Source organism: Caulobacter sp. P1_B12_2 (assembly GCF_056406675.1).
Genome location: NZ_JBFTZS010000036.1, coordinates 1 through 17,025, shown reverse-complemented (window position 1 = coordinate 17,025; position 17,025 = coordinate 1). Strand labels below are relative to the sequence as shown.

Below are 17,025 nucleotides of genomic sequence, written 5' to 3'. Positions count from 1 at the left end.
GCGGACCCGTGCTCCAAAGGCTGGCGGGATCCGAGCTGATCGCCCGTGGTTCCGTGAACGTCATCAGCGTCAAGGCCATTCGGCGCTGGGCGGGCGACTGGTGGGACAAGAAGCGCGTCGATGTCTGGACCTATGTCGAGCGCAAGCTGGCCGAGCACCTGGATCGCAGCGACCTGCGCGCCCGGATCGGCGAGGAAGACTTCCTGATCGCCATGAACAACGACCAGGGTCTCGCGGCCCAGGCCACCAGCGTGCGCATCCTGGAAGACGTGCTGACCCATCTGCTGGGCGCGGCCGAGCCAGGCGACCTGGGCGTGCGCTCCGTGATCGGCGTCGAGGCCGGCGGCGTTGTCTGCCGTCCTGTGGACGCCTCGGTGATTCTGGCCGCCAGGGCTCGTCGCGACTCGACCCGCTCGCCCATCCGTTTCGACATCGACCCGCTGGAAGAGACCCGGCGCACGCCCGTGGCCTTCACCACCGCCGGCGGCGCGGCCCTGCGCGTCGACTTCACGCTCGAGCACATGATCAGCCTCAAGCGCAACGTCGCCACGGCGGTGCGTATCGAGCCGGTGGTCACCCACCTGGGCTCGGGCAAGCAGATCAGCGCCCGCGCTGTCTCGCGCCTGCCCGACCGCGACGCCGCGTTCATCGACGAGGCGGCCCTGAAATACGCCGCCGTCTTCGCCCGGTCTTCACAGGGCCATGACCGGCCCGACCTGATAGTCCCCGCCTCGTTCCGCACCCTGGGCACCCAGCGCGGCCGCGACATGCTGACCGGCACCCCGGGGCTGTCCCTGGCGCTGCTGCGCGGCGGGATCATGATGGAGCTGGTCGACATCACCCGCGGCACGCCCGCCGGTCGCTTGCTGGAAGTGGTGGGTCTGCTCAAGGCCCTGACGCGCGGCGTCATCGCCCGCGTGCCGCCCGAGAAGGAAGCGTTGCGCGTGCTGCGCGACGCCCGTCTGCAAGGCCTGACCCTGGACGCCAGTGATCTGGTGGGTCCCGCCGAGAAGATCGCCGCCGACATCATGGCCTTCGGCCGCGACGCCAAGGGCCTGACGCCGATGGTCGCCCTGCAGGGCCTGCCCGCCGAGGGCTATTTCGCCGCGGCCGAGACCGCGGGCCTGACCCACGCCGCGCTCCGGGCGACGCACCCCATCGCCGCCGCGACCAAGAAGGCGGCCGGCTAGACCCGGCWAGACCGCCGCTCGGCCCTGCCCCACCGTCTGGACGATGGCGCGGGCGTCGTAGACGTTGGCGTCGCGCGGCGCCGGACCCTTGCCGAACACCACCTCCATCGAACTGCTCACCGCCGGCTTCGGGCCGAGGTTGAAGCTGGTGCCGACGCCTAGCCCCACCGAGCTGCCGCCGCCGTGGCGGCCATAGTCATAGCTGCTGGAGCCGCCGCCGATCGACAGGGTCGATCCGCTGTTCGAGCCGGTTTGCTGGGTCACGCGGTCGGCGACGCGGAACCAGTCATAGCCGTCGCGCAGGGCCAGCTCGGCCGACCGCAGCAAGGCGTAGTCCGAAACCTGGTTGATCGGCGCGCCGGGATTGCCCTGGAAGGTGACACGGTATCGACCGGCCTCCAGACGATATTCGGAATAGCCGGCGGCGCGCGGTGCGGTCTGCGGCGCGTACAGCGTCGGCGTGGTGGCGCAGGCGGTCAGCAGGGCGGCGGAAACAGCGAGTGCGATCAGGCGCTTCATGATGAAATCTCCTGCCAGGCTTAACGAGTCTGCGGCCGACCCTGTTCCGGTAAGGCGCTTTCAGGCGCCTTGAGGCCAAGCTTATCGAGAACCGCGCGCATGTCGTCCGGAATCGGCGCGCTGATCCGCCGCTCGCCGCCATCGGGGTGGGGGAAGACCAAGTTGACGGCGTGCAGCATCAGGCGCGGCACGGGCGCCCCGCTCAGCATCAGCGCGCCGCCGTAGCGGCTGTCGCCGGCGATCGGCCGCCCGATCGAAGCCATGTGGACGCGAAGCTGGTGCATGCGGCCGGTGTCGGGGCTCAGCTCGACCAGAGCCGCGCCGTCCGCCGCGGCCAGGGTGCGATACCGGCTGCGGGCGGTCTCGGCGTCCGGATGATCCGCCGCGCAGACCCGCATATAGGCCTCGCGCCCGATCGACTCGCGACGCAGCGGGCTGTCGATCTGGCCGCCGCGTGGCTCGGGCGCGCCGGGGGTGACGATGGCCAGATAGGTCTTGCGGAACCGCTTGCCCATCAGGGCCTTGCCCAGGAAGGTCGCGGCCGGCTTGGTCCGGGCCGTCAGGATCACGCCCGAGGTGTCGCGGTCCAGGCGGTGGATCAGGCGCGGTCTCGGCCGGTCGCGCCGGGCCAAGGCCCACAGCAGATCGTCCAGCGTATGGGCCCGGATGCGCCCGCCCTGGCTGGACAGGCCGGCAGGCTTGTTGAGCACGAAGACGCTGTCGTCCTCATGGATCACCAGCGACTTGGTGAACTCGACCTCTTCCGGGGTCAGGGTGATCGGGGTGTCGGAAGCCTTGGGCTTGGCGACGCCGGGCGGACGGCGGCCGGGACGGCTCATGCGGCGGCCTCTTCCTTCGGCGCGATCCACAACGCCCGGGCGTTCAGGAACAGCCACAGCAGCGTTAGCCCGGCCGGGGCCAGGGCCCAGCCGCCGCGTGAGGCCAGGCTGGTCAGCAGGAACACGGCGAAGGCCAATGGCAGGGCGTAGGCGGCGTTGGCCGCGATCGAAGGCCAGTGGGGCGGCCGGGTGAAGACCAGCAGCGGCCCGGCGGCCCGGCGACGGAAGATCAGCGGCGGCGCGACCAGCAGCAGGGTGATCGTCGCGATCGGGATCATCCCCACCAGCGCGCCGGCCAGCGGGATCTCGATGGCGTCGGACCATTCCGGCAGTTGCTCGCGATAGAACCGGTGCAGCGGATCGGCCGCCAGTCCGGCCAGGGTGGCGATCAGGGCCAACAACGTCACGCCCAGCACGACAAGGGCGTTCTTCTGGGTCCGCAGCAGCCGCGCCCCGAACCGCGCCACCAGGGCCGCGATGATCGCCGCGCAGACGCCCAGGCTGAAACAGGCGTAGGCGAGGTCGGCGTAGAGCCATTTGTGCGTGGCGTACTTGGCCTGCAACGCCGCGAACCGGGTGGTGGCCAGCCTGAGGGTCTGGGCGTCCGGCGCGCCGAAATAGAGCGCGCCGCGCAGCCGCTGCAGCTCGGCGAAATAGGCGTTGGAGTCTGTGTGCCAGGGGGTGGCCGCGGCCCATGCCAGCAGGACGACGCCCGCCAGCAGCAGCACCAGGGACAGCACGGCGATCACGCGGACCGCGAGGGTAAGCTTCACTTGCCGTCTCTCCGCAGGCGGTTCCAGGCGTCCAGCCGTTCCTTGACCTTGGCTTCGGCCCCGATCGGCTTGGGCTCATAGAGGGTCGGCCGGTCGATGCCGTCGGGGAAGTAGTTCTGACCCGAGACGCCGCCCTCGACGTCGTGGTCGTAGGCGTAGCCGTCGCCATAGCCAAGGGTCTTCATCAGCTTGGTCGGGGCGTTGAGGATGTGGGYCGGCGGCATGAGGCTGCCGGTCTCCTTGGCCAGGCGGCGGGCGGCCTTGTAGGCGTTGTAGACGGCGTTGGACTTGGGGGCGCTGGCCATGTGGACCACGGCCTGGGCCAGGGCCAGCTCGCCCTCGGGGCTGCCCAGGAAGTCGTAGGCGTCCTTGGCGGCGGTGGTCAGCAGCAGGCTTAGGGGATCGGCAGCACCGATGTCCTCGCTGGCCATGCGCACCAGGCGGCGAGCGATGAACAGCGGGTCCTCGCCGCCCTCCAGCATCCGCGCCAGCCAGTAAAGCGCCGCGTCCGGGTCGCTGCCGCGCACCGACTTATGGAGCGCGGAAATGAGATTGTAGTGCTCCTCCCGGTTCTTGTCGTAGGCCGGGCGGCGCTTCTGCAGGAACTGGCCCAACTGGGCGGGGTTCAGCGGCGTGTCCGTGCCGATCGACAGCAGGGTCTCGGTCAAGGTCAGCAGGTAGCGGCCATCGCCGTCGGCCATGGCGACCAAGGTCGAGCGGGCGTCGGCGTCCAGCGGCAGCTTGCGGTTCTCGGCCGTCTCGGCCTTGACCAGCAGAGCCTCCAGCGCCTCCTCGTCCAGCCGCTTGAGCACGAACACCTGGCAGCGCGACAGCAGAGCGCCGTTCAGCTCGAACGACGGGTTCTCGGTGGTCGCGCCGACCAGGGTGACGATCCCCTCCTCCACGAACGGCAGGAAGCCGTCCTGCTGGGCGCGGTTGAAGCGATGGATCTCGTCGACGAACAGCAAGGTGCTCTGCCCGGCGTGGCGGCGCATGCGGGCCTGCTCGAAGGCCTTCTTCAGGTCGGCGACGCCGGAGAACACCGCCGAGATTTGTTGGAACTCGTACCCGCCGGCCTTGGCCAGCAGGCGGGCGATCGTGGTCTTGCCGGTGCCGGGCGGCCCCCACAGGATCATCGAGGCCAGGCGATGGGCCGCGGCCATGCGGCCGATGGGACCGTCGGGCCCCAGTAGGTGCTCCTGCCCCACCACCTCGTCGAGGGTCTGGGGACGCAGGCGGTCGGCCAGAGGCGACGGCGCATGGGGCGTCAGGCCGGCGGCTTGGAAAAGATCGGACATGGGCTAGGTTTACTTAATCGTGGAGGAAACGACCATGACCAACGAAGGCGACCCGACGCGGGGCCCTACGACCGGCGTCACCCCTTACCTTTCCGTCGTCGGTGGCAAGGCCGCCGTGGACTTCTACCAGCGAGCGTTCGGCGCCGAGGAAGTGTTCCGTAACACCGCCGACGACGGCGAGCGCCTGCTGCACGCCCGTCTGCTGATCAACGGCGACTGGGTGATGCTGTCGGACCATTTCAGCGAGATGGCCCACGGCGACTACGCGCCGCCCGCCGCCGTCACCCTGCACCTGGAGGTCGATGACGCCGACACCTGGTGGAACCGCGCGATCGAGGCCGGCGCCACGGTGCGCTTCCCGCTCGCCGACCAGTTCTGGGGCGACCGCTATGGCCAGCTCCTCGATCCGTTCGGCCACACCTGGTCGGTGGCCTCGAAGATCAAGGTTTAGGCCCTCAGCCGCGCCGTGATCCGCTGGCCGTTGCGTTCGATGGTCACGGTCCAGGTCGCCGCGCCCGTGTTGGCGGCGGCCTGCAGGTCGGCGGTGCTGTTGATGGCCTTGCCGTTGACCTCGCGGATGAAGTCGCCGGGACGCAGGCCGGCGTTCAGGGCGAAGCCTTGGCCGATCTTGGTGACCAGAACCCCGCGACCCGTGAACGGGTCCACGCCCAGCTCCTGCGCCGCGGCGGGCGACAGGTTGACCACGGTGGCGCCGTCGAACGGATTGCGGCCCTTCAGCACGCGCTCGTCGCGGGCCGGCGTTTCCGGCGCGGCCTCGGCGCGCAAGGTCAGGGTCTGCTCCCTGCCGTTGCGATTGATCAGCACCGAGACCCGGTCGCCGACCTTGTGGGTGCCGATCGCGAAGGCGCCGCCGCCTTCGTCGTTCACGGCCTGGCCGTCGATGGACAGGATCACGTCGCCGTCGCGGATGCCGGCCCGCTCGGCCGAACCGCCCGGATAGACGTCGGAGATCACCACGCCGCGCGGYGCGGACAGGCCCAGGCTCTTGGCGATGTCGCCGGTGACCGGCTGGCCCTTCACGCCCAGCCAGGGCCGGACCACGCTGTGGCCGCCGCCCAGGGCGGTGTTGACCACCTGTCGCACGACCGAAGCCGGGATGGCGAAACCGACGCCGCTGGACGAGCCCGAGCGCGAGATGATGAAGGTGTTCACCCCGATCAGGTCGCCGTCCATGTCGACCAGCGGACCGCCCGAATTGCCCGGATTGATCGCCGCGTCGGTCTGGATGTAGCTGCCGAACTCGGCCGCGCCCACGTCGGTGCGGGCCAGGGCCGAGACGATGCCGTTGGTCACGGTCTGGCCGACGCCGAACGGATTGCCCAGGGCCAGGACCAGGTCGCCGACCTCCAGCTGTTCCTGGTCGTCGATGGCGATCACCGGCAGGCGCTCGCCCTTGGTGTCGATCTTCAGCACCGCCAGGTCGGAGCGTGGATCGTCCAGCAGCACCGTGGCCGCGAACTCGCGGCGGTCGGCGAGCTGGACGGTGATGTCGCTCATGTTCTCGATGTTGTGGTGGTTGGTGATGATCACCCCGTCGGCGCGGACGATGGCGCCCGAGCCGAGCGAGCCCTGCACCTGGTCGCGGGTGGCCCCGCCGCCGCCGCCCATGAAGAAGTCCCAGAACGGATCGACGCGCTGGCGCACCACGCGCTTGCTGGCCACGTTGACGATGGCCGGGGCCGTCTTCTTCACCACCGGCGCGAACGACGCCTTCATCGACAACGGGTCGGTGGGCGCGCGACGGGTGGGCTGGGCCAGGTCCGGGATGGTCTGGGCCTTCGAAGGGCCCTGCGGCGAGCAGGCGGCCAACAGGGCCAGGGCGGGAAGCACGACGCGATAGGATCGCATGGGTTCTGGGCGACTCCGTGAAGAACAGCCCGCGACATCAGCCGAGCTTTCGGGCGCATTGATGGCGGCCAAGGTCAAAGACCGTCAGGCGACGCTGGGTTCCACCGCCACGGGCCGCGCCACGCGGATCGCCAGAACCGTGGCGCCTAGCAGGAGGGCTGCGGCGATCAGCACCGGCAGGCCGGGCATGTGCAAGGTGGCGTCGTGGCGAACCGCCCAGGCGAACGGCAGCAGATAGAGCGTCGGCCCGACGATGGCGRTGATGCCCATCATCGCCGAATTCGCCCCCTGCAGCTGACCCTGCTCCCACGGCTCGACCCGGCGGGTCATCAGGCCTTGCAGGCCCGGTTGGATCAGGCCCGAGAAGGCGAAGATCGGCAGGCCGCAAAGATACAGCCATCCGGTCGGGGCCAGGCCGTAGATCATGAAGCCCACGCAACCCGAGAACAGGCCGATCAGCAGCGCCCCGCGCTCGCCCACCCGCTTGACCACCGGACCGACCACGAAGCTCTGCAACAGGATGCCGGAGACGCCGCTGCCCATCAGGGTCAGGCCGATCACCGCCGTCGACCAGTGGTAGCGGAAGCCCATGTACAGCACGAAGACGCTGGGCAGCACGTTGTGCGCCAGCTGGAACAGAAAGCCGACGCCGGCCAGGCCCAACAGGTCGGGCTTGCTCTTGAGCAGGTTCAGCGAGCCCAAGGGATTGGCCTTGCTCCAGTCGAAGCGATGGACGCGCCGCTCGGGCGGCAGCGATTCCGGCAGCACGAAGAAACCGTACAGCCAGTTGCACAGGGCCAGGCCGGCGCAGACCAGGAACGGCAACCGGTGGTCGAACTGCCACAGCCAGCCGCCCAGGGCCGGGCCGAAGGTGAAGCCCACCCCGAACGCCGCGCCCATCAGGCCAAAGCCCTTGGCCCGGTCCTCGGGCTTGGTGACGTCGGCCACATAGGCCCCCGCCGTCGAGAAGCTGGCCGCCGTCATGCCGTTGAACACCCGGCCGACGAACAGCCACCACAGGGTTGGGGCGAAGGCCATGAACAGGAAGTCGACGCCCAGGCCGAAGATCGAGGTCAGGATCACCGGCCGGCGGCCCCAGCGGTCGGACATCAGGCCCAGGATCGGCGCGCAGAAGAACTGCATCACGCCCCAGGTGGTGGCGAACAGCACCACCCACAGGGCGGTCGAAGCGGTGTCGCCGCCGTTGAAGCGCTTCATCAGCTCGGGCAGCACGGGGATCATCACCCCCAGCGACAGCACGTCCAGGCAGGCGGTGATGAAGATGAAGCCGAGGGCGGCCTGCCGGTGTGTCCGGCCGATGGTCTTGGTCATGCGTCGCCCTCCCTGGCGCGTTCTTGTACGTCCATAGCCGCCCGGCTGGCGAGACTTGTCAGCAGCGCGCGCCACCACTCGGCGTGGCGCTGCAGGAACACCGCGTCCGGGAAGCGGTGACGGGCCACGTGTTCGGTCGGCACGGTGTTCCAGCCGCGATGCTCGACGGTGACGCGGGTCTCCTCCCCCACGGCTTCGAAGCGGACCTCGACCTCGGTGTCCATGTCCGGCGCGAAGCTGGCCTGGCGCCAGCCGAACACCAGCCGCTGGCCGGGATCCCAGACGTGGACCGGGCCGATCTCGAACGCCTTGCCCGACGGCAGGCGCTCGACCAGACGCGCGCCCTCCCCCGCTCCCTCGAACGCGAGCACGCCCGGCGAGCGCGGCGTGAACGAGAACAGGGCGTTGGGCTTCCACCAGGCGCCGATGTCGGCGGTGAACACCTCGAACACCCGCAGCGGCGCGGCCTTGATGCGCAGGGCGACCAGCACCTTGGAGCTCACGCGCCGCCCTCCTCGATATGCGCCTTGAGCGCCAGCAACTGGTCGCTCCACAGCCCCTCGGCCGCCTCGGCCCAAGCCTTCAGCTCGCCCATGGGCGCGGGGCGCAGGGCGTAGACCCGCACCCGGGCGTCGAACGGCGGATGGGTTTCCTCGACGAGGCCGGCGTGGCGCAGGGCCCGCAGGTGGCGGCTCATGGCCGGGGCCGACAGGCCGGCGGCCTGGGCCAACTCGCCCGCCCGGCGCGGCCCCTGGCGCAGCAGGTCGACGGTCGCCCGCCGGTGCGGGTCGGCCAGGGCCGCCAGGGTCGCGTCGAGCGAGGCGCTCATGGCGTGCCGGCCGCGGCCCGGACGGCGTCGAGCAGAACGATCTGCCGCTTGTTGGCCTTCAGCCGCCAGGCCGCCTCCAGCGCCCCGCGCAGGGTCTGCTCGTCGGCCTCGGCCAGCACGACCAGGGTCGCGCCCTTCAGGCCCCAGTTGCCCGGCACGGGTCGGAACACCGTCGGCTCGACGCCCACGATCACGTCCTGATGCTCGCGCGTCAGCTGGACCATGCCGAAATTGGCGTTCGGATAGCCCAGGGTGGCGAAGATCCGCCCCACCCGGAAATCGACCGTGCCCATGTGCGAGCTCTCGACGGCTTCGGGCAGGGCCAGGGCCAGGCGGCGGAAATCGTCAGGAGTCACGCCCAGCCCTTCACGACCTTCAGGCCGGACTCAGCCTCGGCCTCTTCCACGCTCACCGTGCGAACCGGCGCGCCCACGGTCCAGAAGTGGCCCTCCGGATCGCGGCAGCGATAGGTGCGGTCGCCGTAGAACTGGTCGGCAGGCTCCATCAGGATCTCGGCCCCGGCCGCCCGCGCCCGCTCACAGTGGGCGTCGATGTCGCCTTCGACATGGATGTGGACGGTCTGGGTGTTGAACCCGTCGATCGAGGCCGGGCTCTTGTGCTGGGCGCTCCACTCGGAGCCGATCATCACCAGGCTGTCGCCGAAGCTCATCTCGGAATGGGCGACCTTGCCGTCGTTGTCCTCGATCAGCATCACCAGCTCGAAGCCGAAGGCCGCTTCCAGGAATTTGAGCGCGGCCCTGGGGTCGCGGTAGCACAGGGCCGAGGTCAGGGCGGTGCGGATCATGGCCAAGCTCCGTTTCGGATATCCGCAATATTTAACGCATATCGAAACTATCTAGGCAAGCGGCGCCGTCACAAATCCGCCGCCGTTCAGCCGAAGGTTGAAGCCTTCGACGGAGGTCTCCCATGTTCCTGCCGCCCATGACGCCCGCTCCCGAGCCAGCCCGTATCGCCGTCGCCGCATGCGCCCACCAGGGCGGAGCCGAGGCGGTCGCCTTCGACCAGCTTCCCATCGCGCTTCGCATGGACCTGAAGACCCGCGCCCCGGAACTGTCGCCGGCCGGCGGTACCTTCAACGCCACCGACATCGGGATTGGTCCGCGCACGCGCTTCATCGCCGCTGTCCATTACAAGGACCGCTACCTCGTCGCCTATGAACACGGCGGTCGCGGTTATCACGTCGATCTGCTGACCTACGACGCCAGCTTCGCCGACGACGCCTATGCCGGCCCGCTGGCGCGCCAGATAGCCTTTGACAAGCCCGACTGCGCGGCCCTGGACGCGGCGATCACCGCTCCCCTGCCCGCGACGCCCTATATCGGCCCCAACTGGTAGCGAGTCAGCGCAGCGCCGCCTTAACGGGCTTCAGCGTCCCGTCGCCCTTGTCGCCCTTCACGCCGATCAGGCGGGTCAGCAGCGGATAGACGTCGACATTGTCGAACACCGGCAGAACGACGCCGCGCTTGAAGGCCGGACCGTGGGCGACGAAGACCGCCCGCATCGTGGGATCGAACGGGTCGTAGCCGTGGGCCCCGCCGTCGCGCGGATGCTCGGCCCAGCGCTTCTTCAGGGCGCTGGCGGTGACGAAGTACCAGCCCAGGTCGGCCAGGCACACAATCGGCGGCACGCGCGGGTTGGTCCCGTAGCCGTATCGGGCGGGGATCTTGCCCCTCTCCCAGCAGGTCAGGTGCGGGTGGGCCTTGAGCATCGTCGCGGCGACCTCGGCCTCGAAGCCCGGGAGAGCGCGCACGCCGACGATCGAGCCCGTGCTGACGAACTTGACCTTGGCCGGATCGACCAGGGCCGAGACCTCGACCAGGCCGCTCAGCGGCTGGGGCGCCATGCCGTGATCGGCGACGACGACGATGTTGGTGGTCTCGAACAGGCCCCTCGCCTTCAGCCCCGCCACCAGCCGGGCGATGGCGGCGTCCGCCTTGGCGGCGGCGGCGTTCACCTCCGGCGAGTCCGGGCCGTAGTGGTGGCCCTCGGTGTCGGTGGCGTCGAAATAGAGGGTGGCCAGGCCCAGCGGCGGGGCCTTGGCGTCGACCCACGACAACACCATGTCGATCCGGTCGTCGTAGGCGAGCTTCTCATCATACGGCTTCCAGTAGCTGGGCCGCACGCCGTCGATCTGCGCCTCCGAGCCCGGCCAGAACMGGATGCCGGCGTGCACGCCCTGCTGCTCGCTGCTGACCCAGATCGRCTTGGCCTGATCCCACCAGCGCCCGTCGCCGACCGCGTCGTGGTTGGACATGCTGAAGCTGACACCGGGGATGTCGGCGTCCTCCAGCGTGTTGTTGATCATGCCGTGGTGGTCGGGCCGCTTGCCGGTGACCAGGGTGTAGTGGTTCGGATAGGTCAGGGACGGAAACGACGGCCGCATGGCCCCGCGCGCGCCGTCGGCGGCTAAGGCGCTCAGGGCTGGGGTGTTCCCCCTGTCCAGGTAGTCGGCGCGAAAACCGTCCAGCGAGATCAGGATGGTCAGGGCGGGCTTTTGGGGCGCCTTGGCCGGCGTCGAAGACGGGGTCGAGGCGCAGGCGCCCAGCACCAGGGCCAGGACCAGAGCCATCCAGCGATACGCACCGACCATCCCACGCTCCTCGTACTCGGACTGTCCGCCCTATAGCCCAGTCTCATGACGGCTCGCCACGCATGACCGCGACTTAACTTGGCGGGACTCGGCCGCCCGGCCATAGTCGCCCCAGCTTTCAGGGAGTCGTCCGCATGACCGTCGCCGGAACCCGTTCCGCATGAGTTTCGCCCTGGAGGCGGAGAGCCTCGTCAAGACCTATGGCGCGGTGCGGGCCCTGGACGGCCTGTCGCTGCGCATTCCGGCCGGCGGCGTGTTCGGCGTGCTGGGTCCCAACGGCGCGGGCAAGAGCACCCTGTTCCGCATCGCCCTGGGCTTGGTGCGGCCCACCAGCGGGACGGCGCGGCTGTTCGGCGGTCCGTCCGGCCAGGCCTCGTCCCTGCGCCGGGTGGGAGCGATGATCGAGACCCCGCGCTATCCGCCCTATCTGACCGCCCGCGACGTGCTGAGGATGCTTGCGATGGAAAGCGGCGCGACCGGCTCCGCCGACATCGACTACTGGCTCGAACGCGTCGGCCTGGGCGGCGCCGCCGACCGCAAGGCCGGCACCTTCTCGGTGGGCATGAAGCAACGCCTGGGCCTTGCCGCGGCCTTCTTCACCCGCCCCGAACTGGTGATCCTGGACGAGCCGACCAGCGGCATGGATCCGGCCGGCATCCAGGAGATCCGCGCCCTGATCCGCGACCTGGCCGACAAGGAAGGCGTGACCATCATCCTGGCCAGCCACCAGCTGGACGAGGTCCGCAGGGTCTGCGACCGGGTGGCGATCTTCTCCAAGGGCAAGCTGGCCGCCGAGGGCGACGTCGAGGCCCTGACCGGCGGCAAGCCGCGCCTGCGCCTGACCGTTTCGCCGATCGACAAGGCCCTGGCGGTGCTGGGCGACAAGGGCGAGCCCGACGGCGCGAACGCCGTACTGGCCGACGTCCTGCACGCCGAGACGCCCGCCCTCATCAAGGCCCTGGTCGAGGCCGGGGTCGAGATCACCGAAGCCCGCTGGCGCGAAGCCGACCTGGAAAGCGCCTATCTGGGCGCGCTCGGACCTAAGGACCTAGCCGATGCTCGCTGACGCCATCGCCGCCGAGCGCTTCCGCCTGTCCCGCGACCGGGTGTCCCTGTTCTGGGGCTTCGGCTTCATGCCGCTGGTCGCCATGCTGTTCAGCATGGCCGGAGACCTGTTCGTGCGCATCGTGCTGCGCCGGGGCGTGCCCGGAGAAACGACCGTCGATCTGGCCAACCGGGCCATGGGCGCCGTGGCCGGCGCTTCGGGCCCGGTCACCGCCCTGTTCCTGCTGATCGGCGCGGCCGCGATCTTCGCCGGCGACTATCGCTGGGAGACCTGGCGCCTGATCACTCCGCGCAACAGCCGGATCAACCTGCTGACCGCCAAGCTGATCGTCTTCGCCGAGGTCGCGGCCTGGAGCCTGCTGTTGACCGCCTTCACGGCGGTTCTGGCGGGACTTTTCGGCGGCGTGGTCAATCACGGCAGGCTGGTCGCCGCGCCCACGGGCTTCCTGGGTCATTTCGCCGGGGTCTTCGTGATCACGTGGCTGGAGGTGCTGCTGATCGGCGCCTTGGCCGGCCTGGTCGGCGTGCTGACCCGCTCGACGATGGGCGCGGTGATCGCCGGCCTGGTCGTGGTGTTCGTGCAGTCGACCCTGGCCGCCACGATGCAAGCCACCACTTGGAAGAGCCTGACGATCCCGGCCTATGCCGGACGCATCCTGAAGACCTTCGTCGCCGCCCCCGCCGAGGTGCGGCCCGAGGCCGGTCCGGCCGGCTTGGCGCTGGTGCTGCTGCTGGTCTGGCTGGTCGTCCTGGCCGGCGGCGCGATGGCGCTGTTCCGTCGTCAGGACCTGACCAAGGAATAGGGATTGGCCGCCGTGCTCTGGTTGTACGCCCTGGCGATCTGCGCCGGGATCGCTTGGGACATCTATCAGGGCGTCGCCCGCCGCCGGGTCGCCACGCCCGTCCGGACGCTCGGCAGGTCCTGGTATATCGAACGCGACCGCGAACCGGTGATGTTCTGGGTCGTGGCCGTCGCGCACGGCCTGTTCTATCTGATCTGGATCGCCATGGTCCTCGCGGCCGCGGCGGCCTAGGCCGCCGCCCACGTCCTCTGGTCAGTCGAGACCTGGAAGTGCTCGACCTGGGCCTCCAGGCGCACCGCGTCGTCGGCCAGGCCTCGGCTGGCGGCGGTGGCCTGTTCGGCCATGGCGGCGTTCTGCTGGATGACCTGGTCCATCTGTCCGACCGCCAGGTCGACCTCGGCCAGGCCCGCCGCCTGTTCGCGGCTGGACTGGGCGATCTGCTCCATCAGGCCGCCGATCACCCCGACACGCTCGACGATGTCGCCCAGGGCGACGCCGGCCTCGCCGACCAGGGTCACGCCCGAGCGGACATGGCCGGACGATTCCGAAATCAATCCCTTGATCTCCTTGGCCGCTTCAGCCGAACGCTGGGCCAAGGCCCGCACCTCCTGGGCCACGACCGCGAAGCCGCGCCCCGCGTCGCCGGCCCGGGCAGCCTCCACGCCCGCATTCAGCGCCAACAGATTGGTCTGGAAGGCGATCTCGTCGATCACGCCCAGGATCTGGGAAACCTTGGTCGAGGAGTTTTCGATCTGGCTCATCGCCTCGGCGGCTCGGCCCACGACCTGGCTGGAGCGGTCGGCGACCGTGCGGCTGTCGATCACGGCGGCGTTGGCTTCGTTGGCGCCCTCGGCCGTACGCTTGACGCTGGCGCTGACCTCGCCCAGGGCGGCGGCCGTCTCGGCCAGGCTGGCGGCCTGGCGTTCGGTGCGAGCGGACAGGTCCTCGATGGCGCCGCTGATCTCGCCGGCCCCGGCCCGCAGGCCGCCCGCGCCGTCGATGACCTCGCTCATGGCCGCCTCCAGCCCGGCGATCGCCCGGTTGAAGTCGCCGCGCAAGCCTTCATAGGCGGCGGGGAACGCCGTCTCCAGTCGCGCCGTCAGGTCGCCAGACTTCAGGCGGGCCACGGCCGCGCCCAGGGCGTCGACCACCTGCAGACGCCCGGTCTCCTCGTCTCGCCGTTCGGCGTCGTGCCGCGCCTTGGCGGTTTCGGTTTCGTCGCGCTCGGCGGCGATGCGGTCCTCCGCCGCCTGCCGGGCGACGATCGCCTCGCGGAACACGGCCACGGAATTGGCCATCTCGCCGATCTCGTCGCCGCGTCCGGCGAAGGGCACGGCCCGGTCGAAGTCGCCCGCCGCCAGCCGCCCCATGAAGCCGGTCATGGCCTGGATCGGCTTGACGATGCGGCGGCCCATCAGGGTGATCCCGCCGCCTACGACCAGCAGCATCAGCACCCCCGCCCCGGCCAGCAGGACGAAGGCCAGGCGTGTCTGGCTGACAGCCCGGGCCTCGACCGCGGCGGCGTCGTGATTGGCCATGACCACCACCTTGTCGATCACGGCCCGGTGGGCGTCGTAGGCGGCGTCGGCCCGGACCAGGCCCTGGCGCGCGCGCTCCAGGTCGCCCGATCGCACGGCCGGCAGGATCTCCTGATCGATCTCGCGCCAGAACTCCATGGCCGGCGCGACCGACTGATTGACCAGCATCTCGCGCATGGCCGGGTCGATCGGCGCGGTCGTCCAATAGGCGCGGCGGGTGTCGTAGTCCTTGCGCAGCGCGGCCAGCTTGTCGGCGGCGGCGTCCACGGTCTCGGGGTGGGCCACCAGCTTGGTGGCGACCAGGTCGGCCTCGACCACGTAGAGCGGCGGCGGCAGGATGTCGGCGACGATGTCCTTGTTGTCGATGATCTGGCGGAACAGCGGACCACCGACCCGCAGGCCTTCGATCGCGAACAAGGCCAGCCCGCCGGCCAGGATCACACCTGCCGCGAGCGCGCCGCCGAAACCGCGCATGACGCCTGAAATCTTCATCGCGATCCCTCCCCCGAGAGCCCTAGCGGCGAAGGATGGGGCGACGAGGTGAACAAAACCTCTACCAAGGCGACAGTGGGGCCTGTTGCAACCTGTCGCAGGGGGCCGGACGCAAAAAAGGCCCCGGATCGCTCCGGGGCCTTCTTCATCAGCCGAGGCTGAAAATCTTAGTCGTCCGAGTCGTTCGAATAGACCGGGCCCGAATCCTTGCCCTTGGCCGAGACGTCGCGGTCGACGAACTCGATGACGGCCAGCGGGGCGTTGTCGCCGTAGCGGAAGCCGGCCTTCAGGACGCGGATATAGCCGCCCTGACGGTCCTTGTAGCGGGGACCGATGGTGGCGAACAGCTTGCCGACTTGTTCGACGTCGCGGACGGTGCTGATGGCCTGACGACGCGCGTGCAGGTCGCCGCGCTTGGCCAGGGTCACCAGCTTTTCGACGAAGGGACGCAGTTCCTTGGCCTTCGGGAGGGTGGTGACGATCTGCTCGTGCTTGATCAGCGAGGCCGACATGTTGGCGAACATGGCGGTGCGGTGAGCGGATGTACGACCGAGCTTACGGTGAGCTTTACCGTGACGCATTGTAGTGTCTCCTGGGCCGTGGCCCGCTGTAGCGCATGAAAAAGCGCCGATTGTCACCAATCCCAGCGGCGTCCCTGCCGGGTTCAGAACGAAGCGCCGGGGCCCTCCACCGCTGTTGCGGCTTCAAAAGGCCCAGGCCGCTCCCGAAAGAGCGGCCCGGATTAAGCGCGGTACTCAGTACTTAAGTCTTAGATCTGGTCTTCGAACTTCTTGGCCAGGTCTTCGATGTTTTCCGGCGGCCAGTTCGGAACGTCCATGCCCAGGTGCAGACCCATGCCGGCCAGCACTTCCTTGATTTCGTTCAAGGACTTGCGGCCGAAGTTCGGGGTGCGGAGCATCTCGGCTTCGGTCTTCTGGATCAGGTCGCCGATGTAGACGATGTTGTCGTTCTTCAGGCAGTTGGCCGAACGAACCGACAGTTCCAGCTCATCGACCTTCTTCAGGAGCGCCGGGTTGAACGGCAGTTCCGGCTTGGCCTCGTCGGCCGTCTTGGCCTTGGGCTCTTCGAAGGTGATGAAGATCTGCAGCTGGTCTTGCAGGATGCGGGCGGCGTAGGCCACCGCGTCCACCGGCGTAACGGCGCCGTTGGTTTCCACTTCCAGGATCAGCTTGTCATAGTCCAGCGACTGGCCTTGACGGGTCGGCTCGACGCGATAGGCGACGCGCTTGACCGGCGAGTACAGGGCGTCGACGGCGATGAGGCCGATCGGCGCGTCTTCCGGACGGTTCTTGTCAGCGGGGACGTAGCCCTTGCCGGTGTTGACCGTGAACTCCATGCGCACCGAAGCGCCGTCGTCCAGCGTGCAGAGCACGTGGTCGGGATTCAGGATCTCGATGTCGGCCGGGGTTTCGATCTGACCAGCGGTCACCGGGCCGGGGCCCGTGGCGCGCAAGGTCATGCGCTTGGGGCCTTCGGCGTGCATGCGCACGGCCAGCTGCTTGATGTTCAGAACGATGTCGACGACGTCCTCGCGGACGCCCTCGAGCGAGGAGAATTCGTGCACCACGCCATCGATCTGGATGGCGGTGACGGCGGCGCCCTGAAGCGAGGAGAGCAGGACGCGGCGGAGAGCGTTGCCGAGCGTCACACCGAAACCGCGTTCGAGCGGCTCAGCCACGATGCGAGCCTTGCGGGTCGCGTCGGCGCCAGTCTCGATTTGCGGCTTCTCAGGACGGATCAGCTCGTTCCAGTTTCTTTCGATCACGTGGTCGATCCCTTGAACGCGGCTCGCCGGCCGCGAATCTCGCAGCCGGCGATGGAGAATTGGGTAGTAATAGTACTAGAC

The 17,025-nt window shown here is 69.3% G+C and carries 18 protein-coding genes and 3 pseudogenes; 6 read left to right on the top strand and 15 right to left on the bottom strand.

Annotated elements, in window-relative coordinates; all coding sequences use genetic code 11:
- The first annotated feature begins 8 nt into the window (after positions 1-8).
- Positions 9-1,190 carry a hypothetical protein gene (locus AC1DZ6_RS04180; protein ID WP_477095934.1) on the top strand — a complete coding sequence of 394 codons (1,182 nt, stop codon included), beginning with the start codon at positions 9-11 and terminating at the stop codon, positions 1,188-1,190.
- A 42-nt stretch (positions 1,191-1,232) separates the two neighbouring features.
- Here AC1DZ6_RS04180 and AC1DZ6_RS04175 read toward each other — a convergent pair.
- The 4 genes and pseudogenes from AC1DZ6_RS04175 to AC1DZ6_RS04160 form a co-directional block, all read right to left on the bottom strand.
- A pseudogene (locus tag AC1DZ6_RS04175) lies at positions 1,233-1,709 on the bottom strand (CC0125/CC1285 family lipoprotein); the annotation flags it as partial.
- Positions 1,710-1,729: 20 nt separating this feature from the next.
- The gene (locus AC1DZ6_RS04170) at positions 1,730-2,548 is read right to left on the bottom strand and encodes an RluA family pseudouridine synthase (RefSeq protein ID WP_477095933.1); all 819 of its coding nucleotides are present in this window, start codon (positions 2,546-2,548) and stop codon (positions 1,730-1,732) included.
- Positions 2,545-3,321 carry a hypothetical protein gene (locus AC1DZ6_RS04165; protein ID WP_477095932.1) on the bottom strand — a complete coding sequence of 259 codons (777 nt, stop codon included), beginning with the start codon at positions 3,319-3,321 and terminating at the stop codon, positions 2,545-2,547. Before AC1DZ6_RS04165 ends, AC1DZ6_RS04170 begins: the two co-directional genes overlap by 4 nt.
- Positions 3,318-4,619 (bottom strand): replication-associated recombination protein A, encoded by a 1,302-nt coding sequence (locus AC1DZ6_RS04160; protein WP_477095931.1) that lies wholly within the window; start codon positions 4,617-4,619, stop codon positions 3,318-3,320. The genes AC1DZ6_RS04165 and AC1DZ6_RS04160 overlap by 4 nt, the downstream gene beginning before the upstream one ends.
- Before the next feature lie 34 nt (positions 4,620-4,653).
- On the opposite strand from AC1DZ6_RS04160, the gene AC1DZ6_RS04155 reads away from it, so the two are divergent.
- On the top strand, positions 4,654-5,070 hold the full coding sequence (locus AC1DZ6_RS04155; RefSeq protein WP_477095930.1) for a VOC family protein: 417 nt from the start codon (positions 4,654-4,656) through the stop codon (positions 5,068-5,070).
- On the opposite strand, the gene AC1DZ6_RS04150 is transcribed toward AC1DZ6_RS04155, so the two are convergent.
- The 6 genes from AC1DZ6_RS04150 to AC1DZ6_RS04125 form a co-directional block, all read right to left on the bottom strand.
- Positions 5,067-6,488: a Do family serine endopeptidase gene (locus AC1DZ6_RS04150; RefSeq protein ID WP_477095929.1), complete on the bottom strand. Its 1,422-nt coding sequence runs from the start codon at positions 6,486-6,488 to the stop codon at positions 5,067-5,069. The two genes, AC1DZ6_RS04155 and AC1DZ6_RS04150, sit on opposite strands and share 4 nt — an antisense overlap.
- Before the next feature lie 84 nt (positions 6,489-6,572).
- The gene (locus AC1DZ6_RS04145; RefSeq protein ID WP_477095928.1) at positions 6,573-7,820 is read right to left on the bottom strand and encodes a TCR/Tet family MFS transporter; all 1,248 of its coding nucleotides are present in this window, start codon (positions 7,818-7,820) and stop codon (positions 6,573-6,575) included.
- Positions 7,817-8,323, bottom strand: a complete 507-nt coding sequence (locus AC1DZ6_RS04140) for an SRPBCC domain-containing protein (RefSeq protein WP_477095927.1) — start codon at positions 8,321-8,323, stop codon at positions 7,817-7,819. The genes AC1DZ6_RS04145 and AC1DZ6_RS04140 overlap by 4 nt, the downstream gene beginning before the upstream one ends.
- The gene (locus AC1DZ6_RS04135) at positions 8,320-8,649 is read right to left on the bottom strand and encodes an ArsR/SmtB family transcription factor (RefSeq protein ID WP_477095926.1); all 330 of its coding nucleotides are present in this window, start codon (positions 8,647-8,649) and stop codon (positions 8,320-8,322) included. Before AC1DZ6_RS04135 ends, AC1DZ6_RS04140 begins: the two co-directional genes overlap by 4 nt.
- A complete protein-coding gene (locus AC1DZ6_RS04130) occupies positions 8,646-9,005 on the bottom strand; it encodes an MmcQ/YjbR family DNA-binding protein (RefSeq protein ID WP_477095925.1) in 360 nt (119 codons plus the stop codon). The genes AC1DZ6_RS04135 and AC1DZ6_RS04130 overlap by 4 nt, the downstream gene beginning before the upstream one ends.
- Entirely contained in the window at positions 9,002-9,454 is a 453-nt protein-coding gene (locus AC1DZ6_RS04125; RefSeq protein WP_477095924.1) for a VOC family protein, read from the bottom strand. The genes AC1DZ6_RS04130 and AC1DZ6_RS04125 overlap by 4 nt, the downstream gene beginning before the upstream one ends.
- Before the next feature lie 122 nt (positions 9,455-9,576).
- Between AC1DZ6_RS04125 and AC1DZ6_RS04120 the strand changes: the two genes are divergently transcribed.
- On the top strand, positions 9,577-10,005 hold the full coding sequence (locus AC1DZ6_RS04120; RefSeq protein WP_477095923.1) for a hypothetical protein: 429 nt from the start codon (positions 9,577-9,579) through the stop codon (positions 10,003-10,005).
- 4 nt (positions 10,006-10,009) lie between these two features.
- On the opposite strand, the gene AC1DZ6_RS04115 is transcribed toward AC1DZ6_RS04120, so the two are convergent.
- On the bottom strand, positions 10,010-11,260 hold the full coding sequence (locus AC1DZ6_RS04115) for an alkaline phosphatase family protein (RefSeq protein ID WP_477095922.1): 1,251 nt from the start codon (positions 11,258-11,260) through the stop codon (positions 10,010-10,012).
- A 160-nt stretch (positions 11,261-11,420) separates the two neighbouring features.
- On the opposite strand from AC1DZ6_RS04115, the gene AC1DZ6_RS04110 reads away from it, so the two are divergent.
- From AC1DZ6_RS04110 to AC1DZ6_RS04100, 3 genes are read left to right on the top strand one after another with little or no spacing between them, the layout of a single operon-like run.
- Complete coding sequence (locus AC1DZ6_RS04110; RefSeq protein WP_477095921.1) at positions 11,421-12,326, top strand: ABC transporter ATP-binding protein; 906 nt, start codon at positions 11,421-11,423, stop codon at positions 12,324-12,326.
- Positions 12,316-13,128: an ABC transporter permease gene (locus AC1DZ6_RS04105; protein ID WP_477095920.1), complete on the top strand. Its 813-nt coding sequence runs from the start codon at positions 12,316-12,318 to the stop codon at positions 13,126-13,128. The genes AC1DZ6_RS04110 and AC1DZ6_RS04105 overlap by 11 nt, the downstream gene beginning before the upstream one ends.
- Before the next feature lie 12 nt (positions 13,129-13,140).
- Entirely contained in the window at positions 13,141-13,359 is a 219-nt protein-coding gene (locus AC1DZ6_RS04100) for a hypothetical protein (protein WP_477095919.1), read from the top strand.
- On the opposite strand, the pseudogene AC1DZ6_RS04095 reads toward AC1DZ6_RS04100, so the two are convergent.
- From AC1DZ6_RS04095 to AC1DZ6_RS04080, 4 genes and pseudogenes are all read right to left on the bottom strand, one after another.
- Positions 13,356-13,892 (bottom strand): annotated as a pseudogene (locus AC1DZ6_RS04095) (methyl-accepting chemotaxis protein); the annotation flags it as partial. The gene AC1DZ6_RS04100 and the pseudogene AC1DZ6_RS04095 sit on opposite strands and share 4 nt — an antisense overlap.
- A 510-nt stretch (positions 13,893-14,402) precedes the next feature.
- A pseudogene (locus AC1DZ6_RS04090) lies at positions 14,403-14,543 on the bottom strand (HAMP domain-containing protein); the annotation flags it as partial.
- Positions 14,544-15,325: 782 nt separating this feature from the next.
- On the bottom strand, positions 15,326-15,739 hold the full coding sequence (gene rplQ, locus AC1DZ6_RS04085) for a 50S ribosomal protein L17 (RefSeq protein ID WP_477095918.1): 414 nt from the start codon (positions 15,737-15,739) through the stop codon (positions 15,326-15,328).
- A 188-nt stretch (positions 15,740-15,927) separates the two neighbouring features.
- Positions 15,928-16,944, bottom strand: coding sequence for a DNA-directed RNA polymerase subunit alpha (locus AC1DZ6_RS04080; protein WP_056437814.1), 1,017 nt, complete (start codon positions 16,942-16,944; stop codon positions 15,928-15,930).
- Positions 16,945-17,025: the final 81 nt, after the last annotated feature.

Coding starts and splice junctions, on each gene's coding strand:
- AC1DZ6_RS04125 (WP_477095924.1), bottom strand. CDS start 9,454: ATGATCCGCACCGCCCTGACCTCGGCCCTGTGCTACCGCGACCCCAGG.
- AC1DZ6_RS04105 (WP_477095920.1), top strand. CDS start 12,316: ATGCTCGCTGACGCCATCGCCGCCGAGCGCTTCCGCCTGTCCCGCGAC.
- AC1DZ6_RS04135 (WP_477095926.1), bottom strand. CDS start 8,649: ATGAGCGCCTCGCTCGACGCGACCCTGGCGGCCCTGGCCGACCCGCAC.
- AC1DZ6_RS04120 (WP_477095923.1), top strand. CDS start 9,577: ATGTTCCTGCCGCCCATGACGCCCGCTCCCGAGCCAGCCCGTATCGCC.
- AC1DZ6_RS04170 (WP_477095933.1), bottom strand. CDS start 2,548: ATGAGCCGTCCCGGCCGCCGTCCGCCCGGCGTCGCCAAGCCCAAGGCT.
- AC1DZ6_RS04155 (WP_477095930.1), top strand. CDS start 4,654: ATGACCAACGAAGGCGACCCGACGCGGGGCCCTACGACCGGCGTCACC.
- rplQ (WP_477095918.1), bottom strand. CDS start 15,739: ATGCGTCACGGTAAAGCTCACCGTAAGCTCGGTCGTACATCCGCTCAC.
- AC1DZ6_RS04110 (WP_477095921.1), top strand. CDS start 11,421: ATGAGTTTCGCCCTGGAGGCGGAGAGCCTCGTCAAGACCTATGGCGCG.